At 75.5% G+C, this 15,520-nt stretch carries 12 protein-coding genes and 1 pseudogene; 5 read left to right on the top strand and 8 right to left on the bottom strand.

All coding sequences use genetic code 11. The annotated features are described in order from the left end of the window. The first annotated feature begins 4 nt into the window (after positions 1 to 4). Complete coding sequence (locus AB3388_RS00395) at positions 5 to 1,237, top strand: Nramp family divalent metal transporter (protein ID WP_495408773.1); 1,233 nt, start codon at positions 5 to 7, stop codon at positions 1,235 to 1,237. On the opposite strand, the gene AB3388_RS00390 is transcribed toward AB3388_RS00395, so the two are convergent. The 4 genes and pseudogenes from AB3388_RS00390 to AB3388_RS00375 form a co-directional block, all read right to left on the bottom strand. Continuing rightward, positions 1,194 to 2,033 (bottom strand): pentapeptide repeat-containing protein, encoded by an 840-nt coding sequence (locus tag AB3388_RS00390; RefSeq protein WP_495408772.1) that lies wholly within the window; start codon positions 2,031 to 2,033, stop codon positions 1,194 to 1,196. The genes AB3388_RS00395 and AB3388_RS00390 overlap by 44 nt on opposite strands. Further along, positions 2,030 to 2,908, bottom strand: a pseudogene (locus tag AB3388_RS00385) (haloalkane dehalogenase). The gene AB3388_RS00390 and the pseudogene AB3388_RS00385 overlap by 4 nt, the downstream one beginning before the upstream one ends. 28 nt (positions 2,909 to 2,936) lie before the next feature. Further along, positions 2,937 to 3,116 carry a mycothiol transferase gene (locus AB3388_RS00380; RefSeq protein WP_495408771.1) on the bottom strand — a complete coding sequence of 60 codons (180 nt, stop codon included), beginning with the start codon at positions 3,114 to 3,116 and terminating at the stop codon, positions 2,937 to 2,939. Continuing rightward, on the bottom strand, positions 3,056 to 3,334 hold the full coding sequence (locus AB3388_RS00375) for a mycothiol transferase (protein WP_495408770.1): 279 nt from the start codon (positions 3,332 to 3,334) through the stop codon (positions 3,056 to 3,058). Before AB3388_RS00375 ends, AB3388_RS00380 begins: the two co-directional genes overlap by 61 nt. A gap of 91 nt (positions 3,335 to 3,425) precedes the next feature. On the opposite strand from AB3388_RS00375, the gene AB3388_RS00370 reads away from it, so the two are divergent. Both AB3388_RS00370 and AB3388_RS00365 read left to right on the top strand, forming a co-directional pair. Then, entirely contained in the window at positions 3,426 to 4,178 is a 753-nt protein-coding gene (locus tag AB3388_RS00370) for a MerR family transcriptional regulator (protein ID WP_495408769.1), read from the top strand. A 71-nt stretch (positions 4,179 to 4,249) separates the two neighbouring features. Continuing rightward, complete coding sequence (locus tag AB3388_RS00365; protein WP_495408768.1) at positions 4,250 to 5,494, top strand: MFS transporter; 1,245 nt, start codon at positions 4,250 to 4,252, stop codon at positions 5,492 to 5,494. Here AB3388_RS00365 and AB3388_RS00360 read toward each other — a convergent pair. Beyond that, entirely contained in the window at positions 5,481 to 6,275 is a 795-nt protein-coding gene (locus tag AB3388_RS00360) for a methyltransferase domain-containing protein (protein ID WP_495408767.1), read from the bottom strand. The genes AB3388_RS00365 and AB3388_RS00360 overlap by 14 nt on opposite strands. Positions 6,276 to 6,390: 115 nt before the next feature. Continuing rightward, on the bottom strand, positions 6,391 to 7,908 hold the full coding sequence (locus tag AB3388_RS00355) for a glycerol-3-phosphate dehydrogenase/oxidase (protein ID WP_495408766.1): 1,518 nt from the start codon (positions 7,906 to 7,908) through the stop codon (positions 6,391 to 6,393). Between the two features lie 16 nt (positions 7,909 to 7,924). Between AB3388_RS00355 and AB3388_RS00350 the strand changes: the two genes are divergently transcribed. Continuing rightward, positions 7,925 to 9,562, top strand: a complete 1,638-nt coding sequence (locus AB3388_RS00350) for an FAD-binding oxidoreductase (protein ID WP_495408765.1) — start codon at positions 7,925 to 7,927, stop codon at positions 9,560 to 9,562. Between the two features lie 58 nt (positions 9,563 to 9,620). On the opposite strand, the gene AB3388_RS00345 is transcribed toward AB3388_RS00350, so the two are convergent. Then, complete coding sequence (locus AB3388_RS00345; protein ID WP_495408764.1) at positions 9,621 to 11,081, bottom strand: FAD-binding oxidoreductase; 1,461 nt, start codon at positions 11,079 to 11,081, stop codon at positions 9,621 to 9,623. A 166-nt stretch (positions 11,082 to 11,247) separates the two neighbouring features. Between AB3388_RS00345 and AB3388_RS00340 the strand changes: the two genes are divergently transcribed. Further along, entirely contained in the window at positions 11,248 to 14,664 is a 3,417-nt protein-coding gene (locus AB3388_RS00340) for an ATP-binding protein (protein WP_495408763.1), read from the top strand. A gap of 66 nt (positions 14,665 to 14,730) precedes the next feature. On the opposite strand, the gene AB3388_RS00335 is transcribed toward AB3388_RS00340, so the two are convergent. Continuing rightward, a complete protein-coding gene (locus tag AB3388_RS00335) occupies positions 14,731 to 15,498 on the bottom strand; it encodes a glucose 1-dehydrogenase (RefSeq protein ID WP_495408762.1) in 768 nt (255 codons plus the stop codon). Positions 15,499 to 15,520: the final 22 nt, after the last annotated feature.

The raw sequence follows: 15,520 nt of genomic DNA, 5'->3' as shown, positions 1-15,520 counted from the left end.
GACCGTGCTCGAGAAGGAAGCGGCGATCCGAGCCACGCGCCGGCGTCGGCTCGCCCTGTTCGGTCCCGCGTTCGTCGCCGCGATCGCCTACGTCGACCCCGGCAACTTCGCGACCAACATCTCCGCCGGGGCCAAGTTCGGCTATCTGCTCCTCTGGGTCATCGTCACGGCGAACCTCATGGCGATGTTCGTGCAGAGCCTGTCGGCGAAGCTGGGCCTGGCCACCGGGCAGAGCCTGCCGGAGAACTGCCGGACGCACTACCGCCGTCCGGTCGTGCTGGGGCTGTGGGTCCAGGCCGAGCTCGTGGCGATGGCCACCGACCTGGCCGAGATCGTCGGCGGCGCGATCGCGCTGCACCTGCTGTTCGGGGTGAACCTGTTCACCGGCGGGCTGATCACCGGGGCGGTCGCCTTCCTGATGCTGGCACTGCAGACCGACGGGGACCGGCGCTTCATCGGCGCGGTCACCGCCTACTTCGGCATGATCGTCGCCGCGTTCCTGCTGCTGGTGGTGCGGGCGCACATCGACTGGGGATCGGCGGCCGAGGGCCTGGTCCCCCACTTCGACGGCGTGGAGAGCCTCGTGCTGGCCACCGGCATCCTCGGCGCCACGGTCATGCCGCACGCCATCTATCTGCACTCGGCGCTGGTCACCGAGACGATCCAGGCCACGTCGACCCGGCAGAAGCGGCGGGCGCTGAGGGCCCAGCGGGTCGACGTCACCGTCGCGATGAGCCTGGCCGGGCTGGTCAACGTGGCGATGCTGCTCGTCGCCGCCGCGCTGCTGTTCGGGCGGGACTTCGGGAACACCGACACCCTCGACGGGGCCTACGACGGCTTCGGCAACGTCCTCGACGAGTCGACGGCGCTGCTGTTCGCGCTGGCGCTGCTGGCGTCCGGATTCGCCTCCGCGAGCGTCGGCACCTACGCCGGCCAGGTGATCATGCAGGGTTTCATCCGCCGGCGGATCCCGCTGTTCGCCCGCCGGGCGCTGACCATGTTCCCGGCGCTGGCGGTCCTCGCCCTGGGCATCGCGCCGACCCGGGCGCTGGTGATCTCGCAGGTGGTCCTGTCCTTCGGCATCCCGTTCGCGCTCGTGCCGCTGCTGCTGCTGACCCGGCGCCGCGACGTGATGGGCGAGCTGGTGAACCAGCGCAGGACCACACTCCTCGCCGCGCTGGTGGCGGTCCTGATCATCGCGCTGAACCTGCTGCTGCTGGTCCAGCTGGTGTTCTGAGCGCCCAGCGCAGGGGGCGGCGCAGCCCTTCGGGCAGGCGGGTGGTCGCGTCCCCGCGGGCCGCGTCGAGCTGGGCCTGGGTGAGGAACAGCGCGCCGGTGAGGTCGGCGCCCCGCAGGTCGGCGTCGCGCAGATCGGCCCCGATGAGGTCGGCGGTGCGCAGGTCGGCACCGCGCAGGTCCGCCGCGATCAGGTAGGCGCCGCGCAGGTTGGCCCCGCGCAGCCGCGCGCCGCGCAGCCGGGCGCCGATCAGGTCGGCCCCGCGGTGGTTGCGGCCGGACAGTCCCGCCCGGGCGAGCTCGCTGGCGCGCAGCAGCAGCGCGCTCACCTCGGCCCGGACGGCGGCGACGTCGCAGCCCTCGAGCTCGTCGGCGCTGCCCCGCGTGAGCGCGTCGACCCGGTCGTAGGCGGCGCGAAGTTCCACGTGCAACGTCCGGGCGGCGTCGAGCCCGAGCGCCTCCGCGAGGTGGGTCAGCAGCTCGTGCAGCTGCCGCACGACCGGGAAGACGGCGAACATCCGCCGCGCCGTCCCCGGGTCGCCCCGCCAGTCCCGGCCTCCGAAGGTGACCTGCGAGACCTTCTGCCCCGCGCCCTGGCAGTCGAAGACGGCGCACCCGGCGAAGCCGCGCTCGCGCAGCTGCCCGTGGATGCCGCAGCCGAAGTCCTCGCGCAGGTGACCGCACGGGGTGCCCGCGGGCTTGTCGACGGCGAAGTCGGCCGAGCGGGCGAACGGCAGGGCGACGCAGCACAGCCCGAAGCAGCGCGCGCAGTCGGCGCGCAGGTCGGGATCGCTCACCCCTCCAGTGTGCGCAGCCACCGCGCGAGGGCGCGGCCGATCTCGTGCGGCGAGTCCTCGGGGACGAAGTGCGCCCCGGGCACGGTCACCTCGGTGAGCGCCGGCCACTTCCGGACGACGGTGCGCGGCCGGCCGACGAGCAGGTAGCCGGGCTCGGCGTTCAGGAACAGCTTGGGGACGTCGCTGTGCGCCAGCCACTGCCCGTACCGGGCGACCACGTCGCGCACCTTCGGCGGGACGTTCTCGATCGGGATCTGCCGCGGCCACTCCAGCGTGGGCCAGCGGTCCTCCCGGCTGCGGAACGGCGCCCGGTACCGCTCGTGCGCCTCCGGGCTCAGGCCGCGGGCCACCGACGCCGGGAGGATCCGCTCGACGAACACGTTCTTGTCCAGCACCGCGGCCTCGCCGTCCGGGCCGCGCATGGTCTGGAAGATCTTCCGGCCGCTCTCCGGCCAGTCGGCCCAGACGATCGGCGTGACGATCGCCTCCATGAACGCGATGCCGCGCACGCGGTCGCGGTTGCGGCTGGCCCAGTCGAAGCCCAGCGCCGAGCCCCAGTCGTGCAGGACCAGCGTGACCGGACCGGCCGGGACCACGGTGTCGAACCAGGCGTCGAGGTGGGCGGCGTGCGTCGCGAAGGACTAGGTGCCCGGGCCGGGGTCGGGCAGCTTGGCCGACTCCCCCATGCCGATCAGGTCCGGTGCCAGGCAGCGGCCGAGGTCGCGCACGTGCGGGATCACGTTGCGCCACAGGTAGGACGACGTCGGGTTGCCGTGCAGGAAGACGATCGCGTCCCCCGCGCCCTCGTCGACGTAGGCCAGGTCCGCCGCGCGCCGGCGCTCGAACGGGTCGTGCGGGGAGACGTCGTCGTCCATGGTCGCGATCCTCTCCCGCGCGGCTCCCTCAGGCGCGGCGGACGGCGCCGGCCGCGGCCTCGACGCGGGCCCGGTGGGCGGCCCACTCCGCGGCGGGCCGCTCCGGGAGGTTCGCGTTGCCGGCGCTCATGCCGGCGGCGCCGTCGATCAGCTCGCGGACGATGTCGGCGTGACCGGCGTGCCGGGCGACCTCGACGCACAGGTGCACCAGGACGGTGTGCAGGGTGGGACGCCGCCGGGCCGGCCGAAGACCTCGCCGAGGTAGCCCAGCTGGACGTAGGCCACGTGCTTGACCAGGCCGAGCAGGTTGGTGCCGGTCGGCGTCATCGGCCGCCGGACGTCGTACTCGTCGAGGCCGTCGAGCTTGCCGAGCGGGTCGGCGCGGCGGTTGCGCAGGTACCCGAGCAGCTCCTCCTTGGCGTCCACGCCGGCCGGCCTCGCGCACGTCCGGGGTGGACGCTTGACCCTGACGTCGCGTCAGGCCGCAGGCTCGTCGTCGTCAACGGAGGAGGAATGCGTGAACGTGGGCGAGGTCGCGGCGCTGGCCGGCGTGACGGTGCGGACGCTGCACCACTACGACCGGATCGGCCTGCTCTCGCCGTCGGAGCGGACCGCGGCGGGCTACCGCCGCTACACGCCGTCCGACCTGGACCGGCTGCACCAGGTGCTGGTCTACCGCGAGCTCGGCTTCCCCCTCGAGGAGATCGCGACCCTGCTGGACGACCCCGACGCCGACCCCGTGGCGCACCTGCGCCGGCAGCTGACGCTGCTGCGGGACCGGCTCGGGCGCACTCAGGCCATGGTCGCGGCCGTGGAGAAGGAGATGGAGGCACGCACGATGGGGATCTCCCTGACCCCCGAGGAGCGGTTCGAGGTCTTCGGCGAGCACGACCCGTCGCAGTACGAGACCGAGGCCGAGGAGCGCTGGGGCGAGACCGAGGCGTGGGCGCAGTCGAAGCGCCGCGTCGCGACCTACGGCAAGGACGACTGGCTGCGGATCAAGGCGGAGGGCGCCGACGTCGAGCGGCGCTTCGCCGAGGCGCTGCGGTCCGGCGTCGCGGCCCACTCCGAGCAGGCGATGGACGTCGCCGAGGAGCACCGGCAGCACATCAGCCGGTGGTTCTACGACTGCCCGCCCGAGATGCACGCCGGCCTGGGCCGGATGTACGTCGAGGACGAGCGGTTCACCGCGCACTACGAGCAGGTCGCGCCCGGCCTGGCGCAGTACGTGAGCACCGCCGTCCAGGCCAACGCCGCGCGGCAGGGCTGAGCCGCCACACCGTCGGTGGAGCCGCGCCACTGCCCGGCTCCACCGACGGGGACGGCTAGGGTCCCCTCCTTGTGAGTCGCGTCGGTGAGGCCCTCGTGCCGGCCCGGCTCGGTACCGGATTCCGCTGGCTCCTGGCGTCGTCGTGGACGTCGAACCTGGGCGACGGGATCGCGCTGGCGGCCGGCCCCCTGCTGGTCGCCTCCCTCACCCAGGACGCCTTCCTGGTCGCCCTCGCGGCGGCCCTGCAGTGGCTGCCGCCGCTGCTGTTCGGGCTCCTGGCCGGCGCGCTGACCGACCGGCTGGACCGCCGGCTGATCGTGGTCGCCGTCGACCTCGCGCGGGCGGCGGTCCTGGCCGCGCTGACCCTGGCCGTCGCCACCGACCACGCCTCCATCATCGCGGTCCTGGCCGCCTTGTTCGTCCTGGCCACCGCAGAGGTGTTCGCCGACAACAGCGCCCAGACCCTGCTCCCGATGCTCGTCGCGCGCGAGGACCTCGCGGTCGCCAACTCGCGGCTGCAGACCGGGTTCATCACGGTCAACCAGCTCGCCGGGCCACCGCTCGGGGCGGCGCTGTTCACCGCCGGGGCGGCCTGGGCGTTCGGGGCCCAGGCGCTGGTCGTGGCGCTGGGCGCCGTGCTCGTCACTCGGATCCTGCTGCCGTACCCGGCGCGCGACCGCGGACCGCGCACGCGGTTGAGACACGACATCGCCGAGGGTTTCCGCTGGGTGGTCGGCCATCCCGCCGTCCGCACCCTGGTGCTGACGATCCTGATCTTCAACGTCACGTTCGGCGCGGCCTGGTCGGTGCTGGTCCTCTACACCACCCAGCGGCTGGGCCTGGGCGAGATCGGCTTCGGCCTGGTGGCCACCGTGCAGGCCGTCGGCGGGGTGGCCGGAACCGTGCTCTACGGCTGGATCACCCGGCGCGTCTCCCTCGGCGACCTGATGCGGATCGGACTGGTGGTCGAGACGCTCACGCACCTGGCGCTGGCCCTGACCACCAGCCCTTGGGTCGCGCTGCCGGTGTTCTTCGTCTTCGGCGCGCACGCCTTCGTCTGGGGGACGACGTCGATCACCGTGCGGCAGCGGGCCGTGCCCGCGCGGCTGCAGGGCCGGGTGAACAGCGTCAATCTGGTCGGCGTCTTCGGCGGGCTGGTGGTCGGCTCCGGGATCGGCGGCGTGCTCGCGCAGCACGGCGGGGTGACCGCGCCGTTCTGGTTCGCCTTCGCCGGGTCGGCGGTGTTCGTCGTCCTCGTCTGGCGTTCGCTGCGGCAGGTCGCCCACACCGACGAGCAGCCGGTCACACCCGGATGAGCAGCTCCCCGTGGGTCATCGACAGCCAGCCGTCGTCGGCGTCCCGCCACCGCCGCCAGGCGTCGGCGATCTGCTCCAGCTCGTCCGGGGTGGCCAGGCCGTAGGCGGCCGCCTGCTCGGCGAAGGACGACGCGGTCACCCGACCCGCCCAGGAGTTGCCCCACCACTCCCGCTCGGCCGGGGAGGAGTAGCACCACGACGACGTCGTCGCGGTGACGTCGCGCAGGCCGGCCGCGTGCGCCCACGCGAGCAGCCGGCGGCCGGCATCGGGTTCGGCGTCGTTGCGCCGCGCCACCCGGTGGTAGAGGTCCAGCCACCGGTCGAGGCCCTCGTCGTCCGGCCACCAGACGAAGGTGGCGTAGTCGACGTCCCGGACGGCGAGCAGCCCACCGGGCCGGCAGACCCGGGCCATCTCGCGCAGCGCGGCCACCGGGTCGGTCAGGTGCTGCAGGACCTGGTGGGCGTGGACCACGTCGAAGGAGTCGTCGGCCGCCTCGAGGGCGTACACGTCGCCGACACGGAAGGTGACTTCGACGCCGCGGGACCCGGCCAGGGCGCGCGCCTCGTCCAGCGGCGCCGGGGAGACGTCGAGGCCGACCACCCGGCCGGGCGCCACCCGCGCGGCGAGGTCGACGGTGATCGTGCCGGGGCCGCAGCCCACGTCGAGGACGTCGAGGCCCGGGCGCAGGTGCGGCGCGAGGTAGGCCGCCGAGTTCTCCACCGTCCGCCAGCGGTGCGACTGCAGCACCGGGTCCGCGTGCCCGTGCGTGTAGGTGTCCACGGCCCCACTGTGACGCACAGGTCCACTCAGTGGAATCGTGCTCTCATTCAGTGGGACGCAGCTACCCGAGCAGCGCGAGGTGCACGAGGTGCGGGGCCTGCGAGCAGCGGTTTCCCTACCCCTGGAGCTCCTGGGTGAGGATCCGCTCGGCGACCATCGCCGCCCGCGCCCGGTCGGCCGGGACCAGCCCGATCCGCGTCCGCCGGTCGAGCAGGTCGGCCACCGTCCGCGCACCCTCGGCACGGACGGCGAAGCGCAGCTCCCCCAGCGTCTCCGGCCGGCCCGCGACCACCGGCTCGGCGCCCAGCGCCTCGACCTGCGGCGCCTCGGTGCCGTAGCGGGCGACGAGCCGGGCGGGCGCGGCGATCCGCGGCAGCACGGTCCGCGGCGCGGCGCCCACGAGCGGCAGCCGGGCGGTCGAGGAGTGGGCGGCGCCGCGGCCGAGGCGGGCGACGACCCGGTCGACGGCCTGCTCCGCCATGGCGCGGTAGGTGGTCAGCTTCCCGCCGACGACGGTGAGGACCGGTCCGTCCTCCACCAGCAGGTGCTTGCGGGAGAGGTCCGCGGTGGCATCGCCCGGACCGGCCCCCGCCGACTCCGGCAGCACCAGCGGTCGCAGCCCGGCGTAGGCGCCCACCACGTCCGACCGCTTCAGCGGGGTCGCGAGCACCTGGTTCACCGTGTCCAGCAGCTGCGCCACCTCGGCGTCGGAGGGCTTCGGGTCGTCGTCCCCCGGCGGGCCGGCCACCAGCTCGTCGGTGATGCCCAGGTAGACCAGGCCTCCCGGCTGCGGGAGCGCGAAGACGTACCGGGAGCGGGAGCCCGGCAGCGGCACGGTCAGCGCGGCGGACGGCGAGCCGAGCCGCTCGCCCGGGACGACGAGGTGCGAGCCGCGCGAGGGCACCAGCCGGATCCCCGGCGCCAGCTGCTGCGCCCACACGCCGGCCGCGTTGACGACCACCCCGGCCCGCACCGTGGTCGTCACCCCGCCCGGCAGGGCGACGTGCACGTCGGCGCCGTCCACCCCGGTCACGGTCGCGCCGGTGAGCACGTGCGCGCCGTACGCGGCCGCGGTGCGCGCCAGCGCGACGACCAGCCGCGCGTCGTCGGCGAGCTGCCCGTCCCAGAAGACGACGCCGCCCCGGCCCCGCTGCAGCGCGGGCACCAGGCGGGCCGCGGCGGCGCGGGACACCCGCCGGGTCGAGGGCAGCGAGCCCCGCCCGCCGGGCACCGACCGGCGGATCGTGTCGGCCGCCCGCCCGCCGAGCTCGGCGAGGGCGCTGACCGACCGGCCGGCGACGTCGGGCACGAGGAACGGCAGGGGCCGGACCAGGTGCGGCGCCGTCGCCCCCATGAGCACGGCCCGCTCGCGGGCGCTCTCCCGGGCAAGCCCGAGCTCGCCGTGCGCGAGATAGCGCAACCCGCCGTGCACGAGCTTCGACGACCACCGGCTGGTGCCCGCGGCGAGGTCGGTGCGCTCGAGCAGCGCGACCGACAGCCCGCGGGAGGCGGCGTCCAGCGCCACACCCGCGCCGGTCGCTCCCCCGCCGACGACGACCACGTCGACCCGGCCGCCGGCGACGACGTCGAGGTCACGGGCACGCCGGGCAGGGCTCAGGGCTCCGGGCAGCACTCGGCAGACTGTAGCGATGTCCGAGCAGCCGGAACTGACGATCCAGGGCTGGGGGCCCGCCCGGCCCGCCGACGGGGAGGCCGTGCCCAAGGCCGCGCGCCGGTACCTCACCCGCGAGCTGGGCTGGACACCCCGCGAGACGCCCCCGGTGCCGGTGGACGACATCGCGCTGACGCCGTCCCGGCTGCCCGAGCCCGCGCAGCTCGTCCTGACCGGGCTGCTCGGCGAGGAGAACGTGCGCACCGACCGGGCCGCGCGGCTCCGGCACGCCGGCGGAAAGAGCTACCTCGACCTGCTGCGCCGCCGGTGCGGGGACGCGTCGGAGGCGCCGGACGCCGTCCTCACCCCGGGGAGCACCGAGCAGACCGCCGCCCTGCTGGCCCTCTGCAGCGCGCACGGCGTGGTCGTCGTCCCGTTCGGGGGCGGCACCAGCGTGGTCGGCGGCCTGGCCGGCACCGACCCCGACGACCGGCCCTGCGTCGCGGTCGACCTGTCCCGCATGGCGACGCTGCACGCCGTCGACGTGCCGTCGTCCCTGGTCACCGTCGGGCCGGGGATGCGCGGCCCGGCGCTGGAGGCCGCGCTGGCCGAGCACGGGCTGACGCTGGGCCACCTGCCGCAGAGCTTCGAGTTCGCCACGCTCGGCGGCTACGCCGCAACCCGGTCGGCCGGGCAGCAGTCGACCGGCATCGGCCGCTTCGACGACCTGGTCGCCGGGGTCACGCTGGCCACGCCGCAGGGGGTGCTGGAGCTCGGCTCCCCGCCCGCGACCGCGGCCGGGCCCGACCTGCTGGGCCTCGCGGTGGGGTCCGAAGGCACCCTCGGGATCATCACCGAGCTGCGGCTCCGGGTCCGCCCGCGCGCCCGGACGACGCACTACGAGGGCTGGTCGTTCCGCACCTGGGCCGCCGGCCTCGCCGGGCTGCAGCGGCTGGCGCGGCACGACCTGCTGCCCGACGTCGTCCGGCTCTCCGACCCCGACGAGACCCGCGCCAACCTGCTCATGGCCACGGGAGCCGGCGCGCGGGCACTGCGGGGCAGCCTCAAGGCGCGCGGCCGCGGCGACGGCTGCCTGCTCGTCCTCGGCTGGGAGGGGCTGCCGACGCTCGTGCGTGCCCGCCGGAAGGCCGCGGCATCGGTGCTGCGCGAGGACGGCGCGGTCCGGCTGGGCACGCGGGTCGGCGAGTCGTGGCGGGCGCACCGCTTCGAGGGCCCGTACCTGCGCGACCGGCTGATGGACGGCGGCCTGCTGGTCGAGACCCTGGAGACGGCGGCCACCTGGACGGCGCTGCCGGCCGTGTACGACGCCGTCCGCCGGGCGCTGCGGGACGCCCTCTCCCGGGACGGACGCCGTCCCCTCGTGATGACGCACCTCTCGCACGGTTACCCGACCGGCGGCTCGCTCTACTTCACCGTGCTCGCCGACCGGGACGACGACCTGCCGATCCAGCAGTGGCTCGCGGCCAAGCGGGCGGCCACCGACGCGCTGCTCGCCGCCGGCGGCACGCTCACCCACCACCACGCGGTCGGCGCCGACCACCGGCCGTGGCTGGAGCGCGAGATCGGCCCGCTCGGCGTCGAGGTGCTGCGCGCGGTCAAGCAGCGGCTGGACCCCGCCGGCATCTGCAACCCCGGCGTCCTGCTGCCGGAATGAGCGGAGTCGCTCGGTGACGGAAACCGTCACCGAGCGACTCCGCAAGGCCCGCCCGGGGTCAGAGGGCGTGGCCGAAGGAGAAGACGCGGTCGGGGTCGACGGCCCGCTTGACGGCCAGCAGCCGCTCCGCGACGCCGGCCGGGTAGGCCGCGGCGACCTCCGCCGGGCCCTCGACCTCGCCGAGGAAGTTGATGACGCACCCCGGCGCCTTCCACGGCTCCAGCGCCCGCAGCACGCCCTTGCCGAGCGCGGGCACGACCGCGGCCAGCTCGGGGACGGCCGGGCCGAGGGTCAGCACCTGGTAGGCGCCCTCCCGGCCGGCGACCGCGTTCGGGTGCTTCGGCTGGCGGCCCAGCGCCCCACCGAGCAGCCGGACCTCGACCATGATCAGCGGGATGTCCAGCTGAGGGCCCGCGGCGGCGAGCAGCGCGTCGACCGCCTCCTCGGGCAGCTCCGCCAGCTGCATGCCCTTCTCCCAGGCGGGCAGCGGGTCGGTCGGGTCCATGTGGATGGCGTCGAGCTCGGTGGTCAGCAGCGGGTGGACGAAGCCCAGCACGATCTCGCCGCTGGCCCGCATCGGCTCGAGCAGCCGCTCGCCCTCGGCGGGGTCGTCGCCGACGTAGGCGTAGCGCAGGTGGACGACGGTCTGCCCGCGCAGCGGCGGCGGCAGCTCCTCGAGCGGCGGCACGCGCAGGATCGCGATCGAGGTGCCGACCTCCTCGGGCAGCGTCGGCGCCCACTGGCGGAACGCGTGCAGCACCGAGGCGGCGTCCTTGCCGGCGAAGAAGATCCCGCCGCCGAACACCGACCGCACCGGCACCAGCTGGATCTCGATCGCGGTGACCACGCCGAAGTTGCCCTTGCCGCCGCGGACGGCCCAGAACAGCTCGGGGTCCTCCTCGGGGCAGACGGTGCGCAGGGCGCCGTCGGCGGTGACGACCTCGACGGAGAGCACCGAGTCGGCGGCGAAGCCGAACTTGCGGCCGAGCGAGCCGAGCCCGCCGCCGAGCGTGTAGCCCACGACACCGACGTCGGACGACGACCCGCACAGGCCGGTCAGCCCGTACGCCGCGGCCGCCTCCAGGACCTTGATCCACTTCACGCCGGCCTCGACGCGGGCGGTGCCGCGCATCCGGTCGATCGTGACGCCCTGCATGCGGCGGGTGGAGACCATCAGCGAGCCGGCGGCGTTGCGCACCGGGCCGTGCCCGGTGGCCTGGACGGCGACCTTGAGGCCGTGCGCGGTCGCCCACGAGACGGCGGCCGCGACGTCGGCGGCGCAGGTGGCGCCGACGGCGATGGCGGGGGTGTGGGTGACGGCGAGGTTCCAGGTCGCGACCTCGGCGGCCAGGCCGTCGTCGCCGGCGGCGTAGACGGGGCCGTGCACGCGGCTGCGCAGGTCGTCGACGTCGGCGGCCGGGATCGCCGGCGCCAGGCTGTCGAGCGCCTCGTCGTCGAAGGGGTGGCCGTTCAGAACGAGGTCGGCGGGCTCGGTGGTGTCGAGCTCGTTGATGCTCATGTGGGGTTCTTCCCTCGGGGTCACGGTGGGATCTGTTCGGGACGGCGCTCACGGTGGTGGGGCTCACTTGACCGCCACTTGCAAGACGCTTGGAGGACCTCTTGCAAGGGCCGCTGATACCGGAAGCCCTCCCCATTCCGGCCTGGTCCTGCGAAGATCCCGCGTCGTGCGTTACCGCGTCCTCGGCCCGCTGGAGGTCACGGGAACCGACGGGCGACCGGTCGACGTGGGGGGCGGCAAGCCCCGCGCACTGCTCACCCTGCTGCTCGCCGAGGCCAACCGCGTCGTCGGCGTCGACCGGATCGTCGCCGCGCTGTGGGGCGACGAGCCCCCGCCCACCGTGACCGGCACCCTGCAGGCCTACGTCTCGCACCTGCGCCGGGTGCTCGAGCCGGAGCGCGGTCCGCGGGAGGCGCCGTCCGTGCTGCTCACCCGGTCACCCGGCTACCTGCTGCGCACCGACGCCGCCGACCTCGACACGCTGCGCTTCGCCGAGCTCGTGGACGAGGGCGACCGCGCCGTCCAGGGCGGCGACGCCGCGCGCGGCGTCGGCCTGCTGGACCGGGCGGTCGAGCTGTGGCGCGGGCAGCCGCTGGCCGAGCTCGGCGACGACCCCGCCGTCGGCACCGACCGGCTGCGGCTGGTCGAGCTGCACGTGCGCGCCCGCGAGCGGCGCTGCGACGCCCTGCTCGCCCTCGGCCGCGCCGACGAGGCGGTCACCGACCTGCAGCACCTGGTGGCCGAGAACCCGCTGCGCGAGCGGCTGTGGGCCCGGCTGGTCACCGCCCTCTACGCCGCCGACCGCCAGGCCGACGCGCTCGACGCCCTCCGCCGGTGCACCGAGCTGCTGCGCGACGAGCTCGGCATCGACCCCGGCCCCGAGCTGCGCGACCTGGAGCAGGCGGTGCTGCGCCAGGATCCCAGGCTGCTCGAGCGGCTGCCGCGGCCCAAGCTGACCGTCGCCCCCGCGCCCGCGCCGGCGCCCGTCACGGCCGCGGAGTCGATCGTCGGCCGCCGGCCGGAGCTGGACCGGCTGCGCGCGGTCGCCGAGCAGGTCGGCGCCGGGCGCGCCGCCGTCGTCGTCATCGAGGGCGAGGCGGGCATCGGCAAGACCCGGCTGGCCGAGGCGGCGGCCGACGCCGCGCGCGCCGCCGGGTGGTCGGTCGCGTGGTCCCGCTGCGCGGACGACGCCGGCGCCCCCGCGCTGTGGCCGTGGACGCAGGCGCTGGAGCAGCTCGGCCAGGAGCAGCTGACGCTGGTCACCGAGGCCGAGGCCGGTGGGGACGCCGACGCCGCCCGGTTCCGCCTGTTCCAGGACCTGCGCAGCCGGCTGACCGCGGCCGCGACCCGCCCGGTGCTCGTCGTCCTCGACGACCTGCAGGGCGCCGACACGACGTCGGTGCAGCTGCTCGGTCTGCTCGGCCGGCACCTCCCCCGGGCGCCGCTGCTGCTGATGGTCACCGCGCGGACGACGGGGGAGGTGGTGCCCGAGCCGGTCGCGGACTGCCTGGCGCGGCTGGCCCGCGAGCCCGCCGCCACGTGCCTGCGGCTGGCCGGGCTCGGCGCGGAGGACGTCGCCGCCCTGCTGGCCGCCCAGCTCGGCTCCACCGGCGACCGGTCGCTGGCCTCGGCGGTGCACGACCGCACCGGCGGCAACCCGTTCTTCGTCGTCGAGCTCTCCCGCTGGATGCTCGGCTCGCACGACCTGCACCTCGACCGCGTGCCGGTGCCCCCGTCGATCGGCGAGGTGCTGCGCAAGCGGCTGGCCCGGCTGCCCGAGAGCACCCGCGCGGTGTTGCAGCTGGCCGCCGTCGCCGGCCGCGAGGTGCCGCTGGACCTGCTCGAGGCCGCCGGCAGCCCCGCCGAGGAGGCGCTGGCCGCGCTGGACTCCGCGGTCGCCGTCGGGCTGGTCGTCGAGGGGACGACGCCGTGGAGCTGGCGGTTCACCCACGCCCTCGTGCAGGAGGTGCTCGCCGGCGACCTCTCCGCGCTGCAGCGGGCCCGGCTGCACGCCCGCCTGGGCGCGGCCCTGGAGCAGCGCGCCGCGGCCGGATCCCCCGACGCCTCGCTGCTGGAGCGCCTGGCGCACCACTTCGTCGAGGCGGTGCCCGTGGCCGGCCCCGGTCCGGCCCGGCGCTACTCCGCCGAGGCCGCCCAGGCGGCGCGCTCCCGCTGGGCGCACGAGGAGGCGGCCGAGCACACCCGGCGGGCGCTGCAGCTGCTGGACCCGGCCGAGCCGGACGCCGTCCGCACCCGGCACGGGCTGCTGACGCTGCTCGGCAACGACCTGCTGCGCAGCGGCCAGCGCACCGAGGCGCACGAGATCACCGGGCAGGCGATCGCGGCGGCCCGCGAGCTCGGCGACCGCCACTGCGTGGCCGAGGCCGCCGCGATCTGGGGCAGCATCACCGTCTGGAACTGGCGGCCACACGGCATGGTGGACGACGACATGGTCGCCGTCCTGGAGGACCTGCTCGAGCACCGCGACGAGCTCGCCGACACCGACGACGAGCGCGACCGGCTCGCCGCTCGCCTGCTGGGCACCCTCGGCGTGGAGCTGGCGTTCAGCTCCGACCTGCAGAAGGGCGTGCGGTACGCCGAGCGGGCGGTCGAGCTGGCGCGGCGGATCGGCGACCCGGAGCTGCGCGGCCGCACGCTGAACAACTACAGCCTGGCCGTGTGGGGGCGCCCCGGCGCCGCGGAGCTGCGGCTCGCGGCCGCCGACGAGACCATCGCGCTGGCCGGTCGCGGGCTGCCGCGGCGCACCGAGTTCTTCGCCCGGCTGCACCGGGCCGCGATCCGGCTGCACCTGACCGACCTGCGCGGGTTCGAGGCCGACTCGGACGCCGCCCGCCGGCTGGCGATCTCGCTGTCCGGCCCGGAGGTGCGCCCGCACGTGCTGTGGCAGCAGGCCGGCGCGGCGTGGCTGCGCGGCGACGCCCGGCGGGCCGAGGAGCTCACCACCGAGGCCTACGAGCGGTACCGCCGGGTGACCCCGCACGCCCGGCACGCCTACGCCGCGCACCAGTTCACCCTGCGCCGCGGCGACCACCGGCTGCCCGAGGCGATCGACCTGCTGGTCGAGACCGGCGACGAGGGCAACCCGCTGCTGCAGCTGATGGCGGTGCTCGCGGCCGCGGAGTCCGGTGACCTGGCCGAGGCCCGGCGGCTGCGCGCCCGCTGGGGCCGGACGCACATCCGCGACTGGGCCAGCGACGTCGCCGTCCTGCTGGAGGCCGAGGTCGCGCTGCACCTCGGCGACGAGCCGGAGCAGGAGATGGCCGTCGTCCAGCTGCTGCCCTTCCGCGGGCGGCAGGCCGTCCTGGGGACGCCGTCGTTCTCCCTCGGCGCCTACGACGAGCTGCTCGGCCGGATCACCGAGCACCACGGCGACACCGTGGCCGCCCGCGAGTGGTGGCTGGCCGCGCGGCAGCAGGGCCGGCTGGTCGGCTCGCCGCACCAGGTGGCGCTGGCCGGGTCCCACCTGGCGCGGGTGCCGGAGGACGAGGCGGTCCGCCCGCGCCGCAAGCGCTCGACGCCGCCTCCGCCCGATGCCGTCCGCGTCCACGATCAGGTGAGCTGATCCCCGCGGCTCCTGGCTCACGGTGGGACGTGAGGGAGGACGCGCTGCGGTGAGCCAGGACGGCGGCTACTTGGTGGTGGCGATGCCGCCGTCGACCGGGATGACGGCGCCGGTGACGTAAGCGCCGGCACGGCTGGTCAGGTAGACGACGACGCCGGCCATGTCGTCGGGGCGGCCGATGCGGCCCAGCGGCGCCCGGGCGGCGATGTCGGTGCCGAAGGCCTCCAGCGTGGCCGCCATCATCTTCGACTCGAACGGCCCCGGGGCGACGGCGTTGACCGTGATGCGGCGCGGGCCGAGCTCCTTGGCCAGCACGCGCGTCAGGTGGTGCAGCGCCGCCTTCGAGGCCGAGTACGAATAGGTGTGCATCGGCGGTACGTGCAGCCCGTCGATGCTGCCGACGTTCACCACCCGCGCCGGGTCGTCGTCCGTGCCCGCCTCCTCGAGCAGCGGCAGGAACGCGCGGGTGAGGAAGAACGGGGACTTCACGTTCAGGTCGAGCACCTTGTCCCAGGCCGACGCGGGGAACTCCTGCAGCGGCGCGCCCCAGGTGGCGCCGGCGTTGTTGACCAGGACGTGCAGCTCGTCCTCACGCTGCCCGACCTCGCGGGCCAGCCGCTTGCACTCCTCCTCGGTGGAGAGGTCGGCCTGCACGAAGTGCACCGTGCCGGAGCCGGCGAGCTCGGCGCGGGCCCGCTCGCCCTCGTCCGGCTTGCGCGCGCTGATGTAGACGCGGGCGCCGGCCCGCAGCAGCCCGCGCGCCATCATCAGGCCGATCCCCCGGGTGCCACCGGTGACCACGGCCACCTTGCCGCTCAGGTCGAACAGGTCCACGTGCCGCCTCCCGCGTCGTCGC

This window comes from Geodermatophilus sp. SMS 5-13 (genome assembly GCF_059428245.1).
The sequence above is the reverse complement of the archived record's forward strand: the minus strand, read 5'-3'. Positions and strand labels throughout refer to the sequence as shown.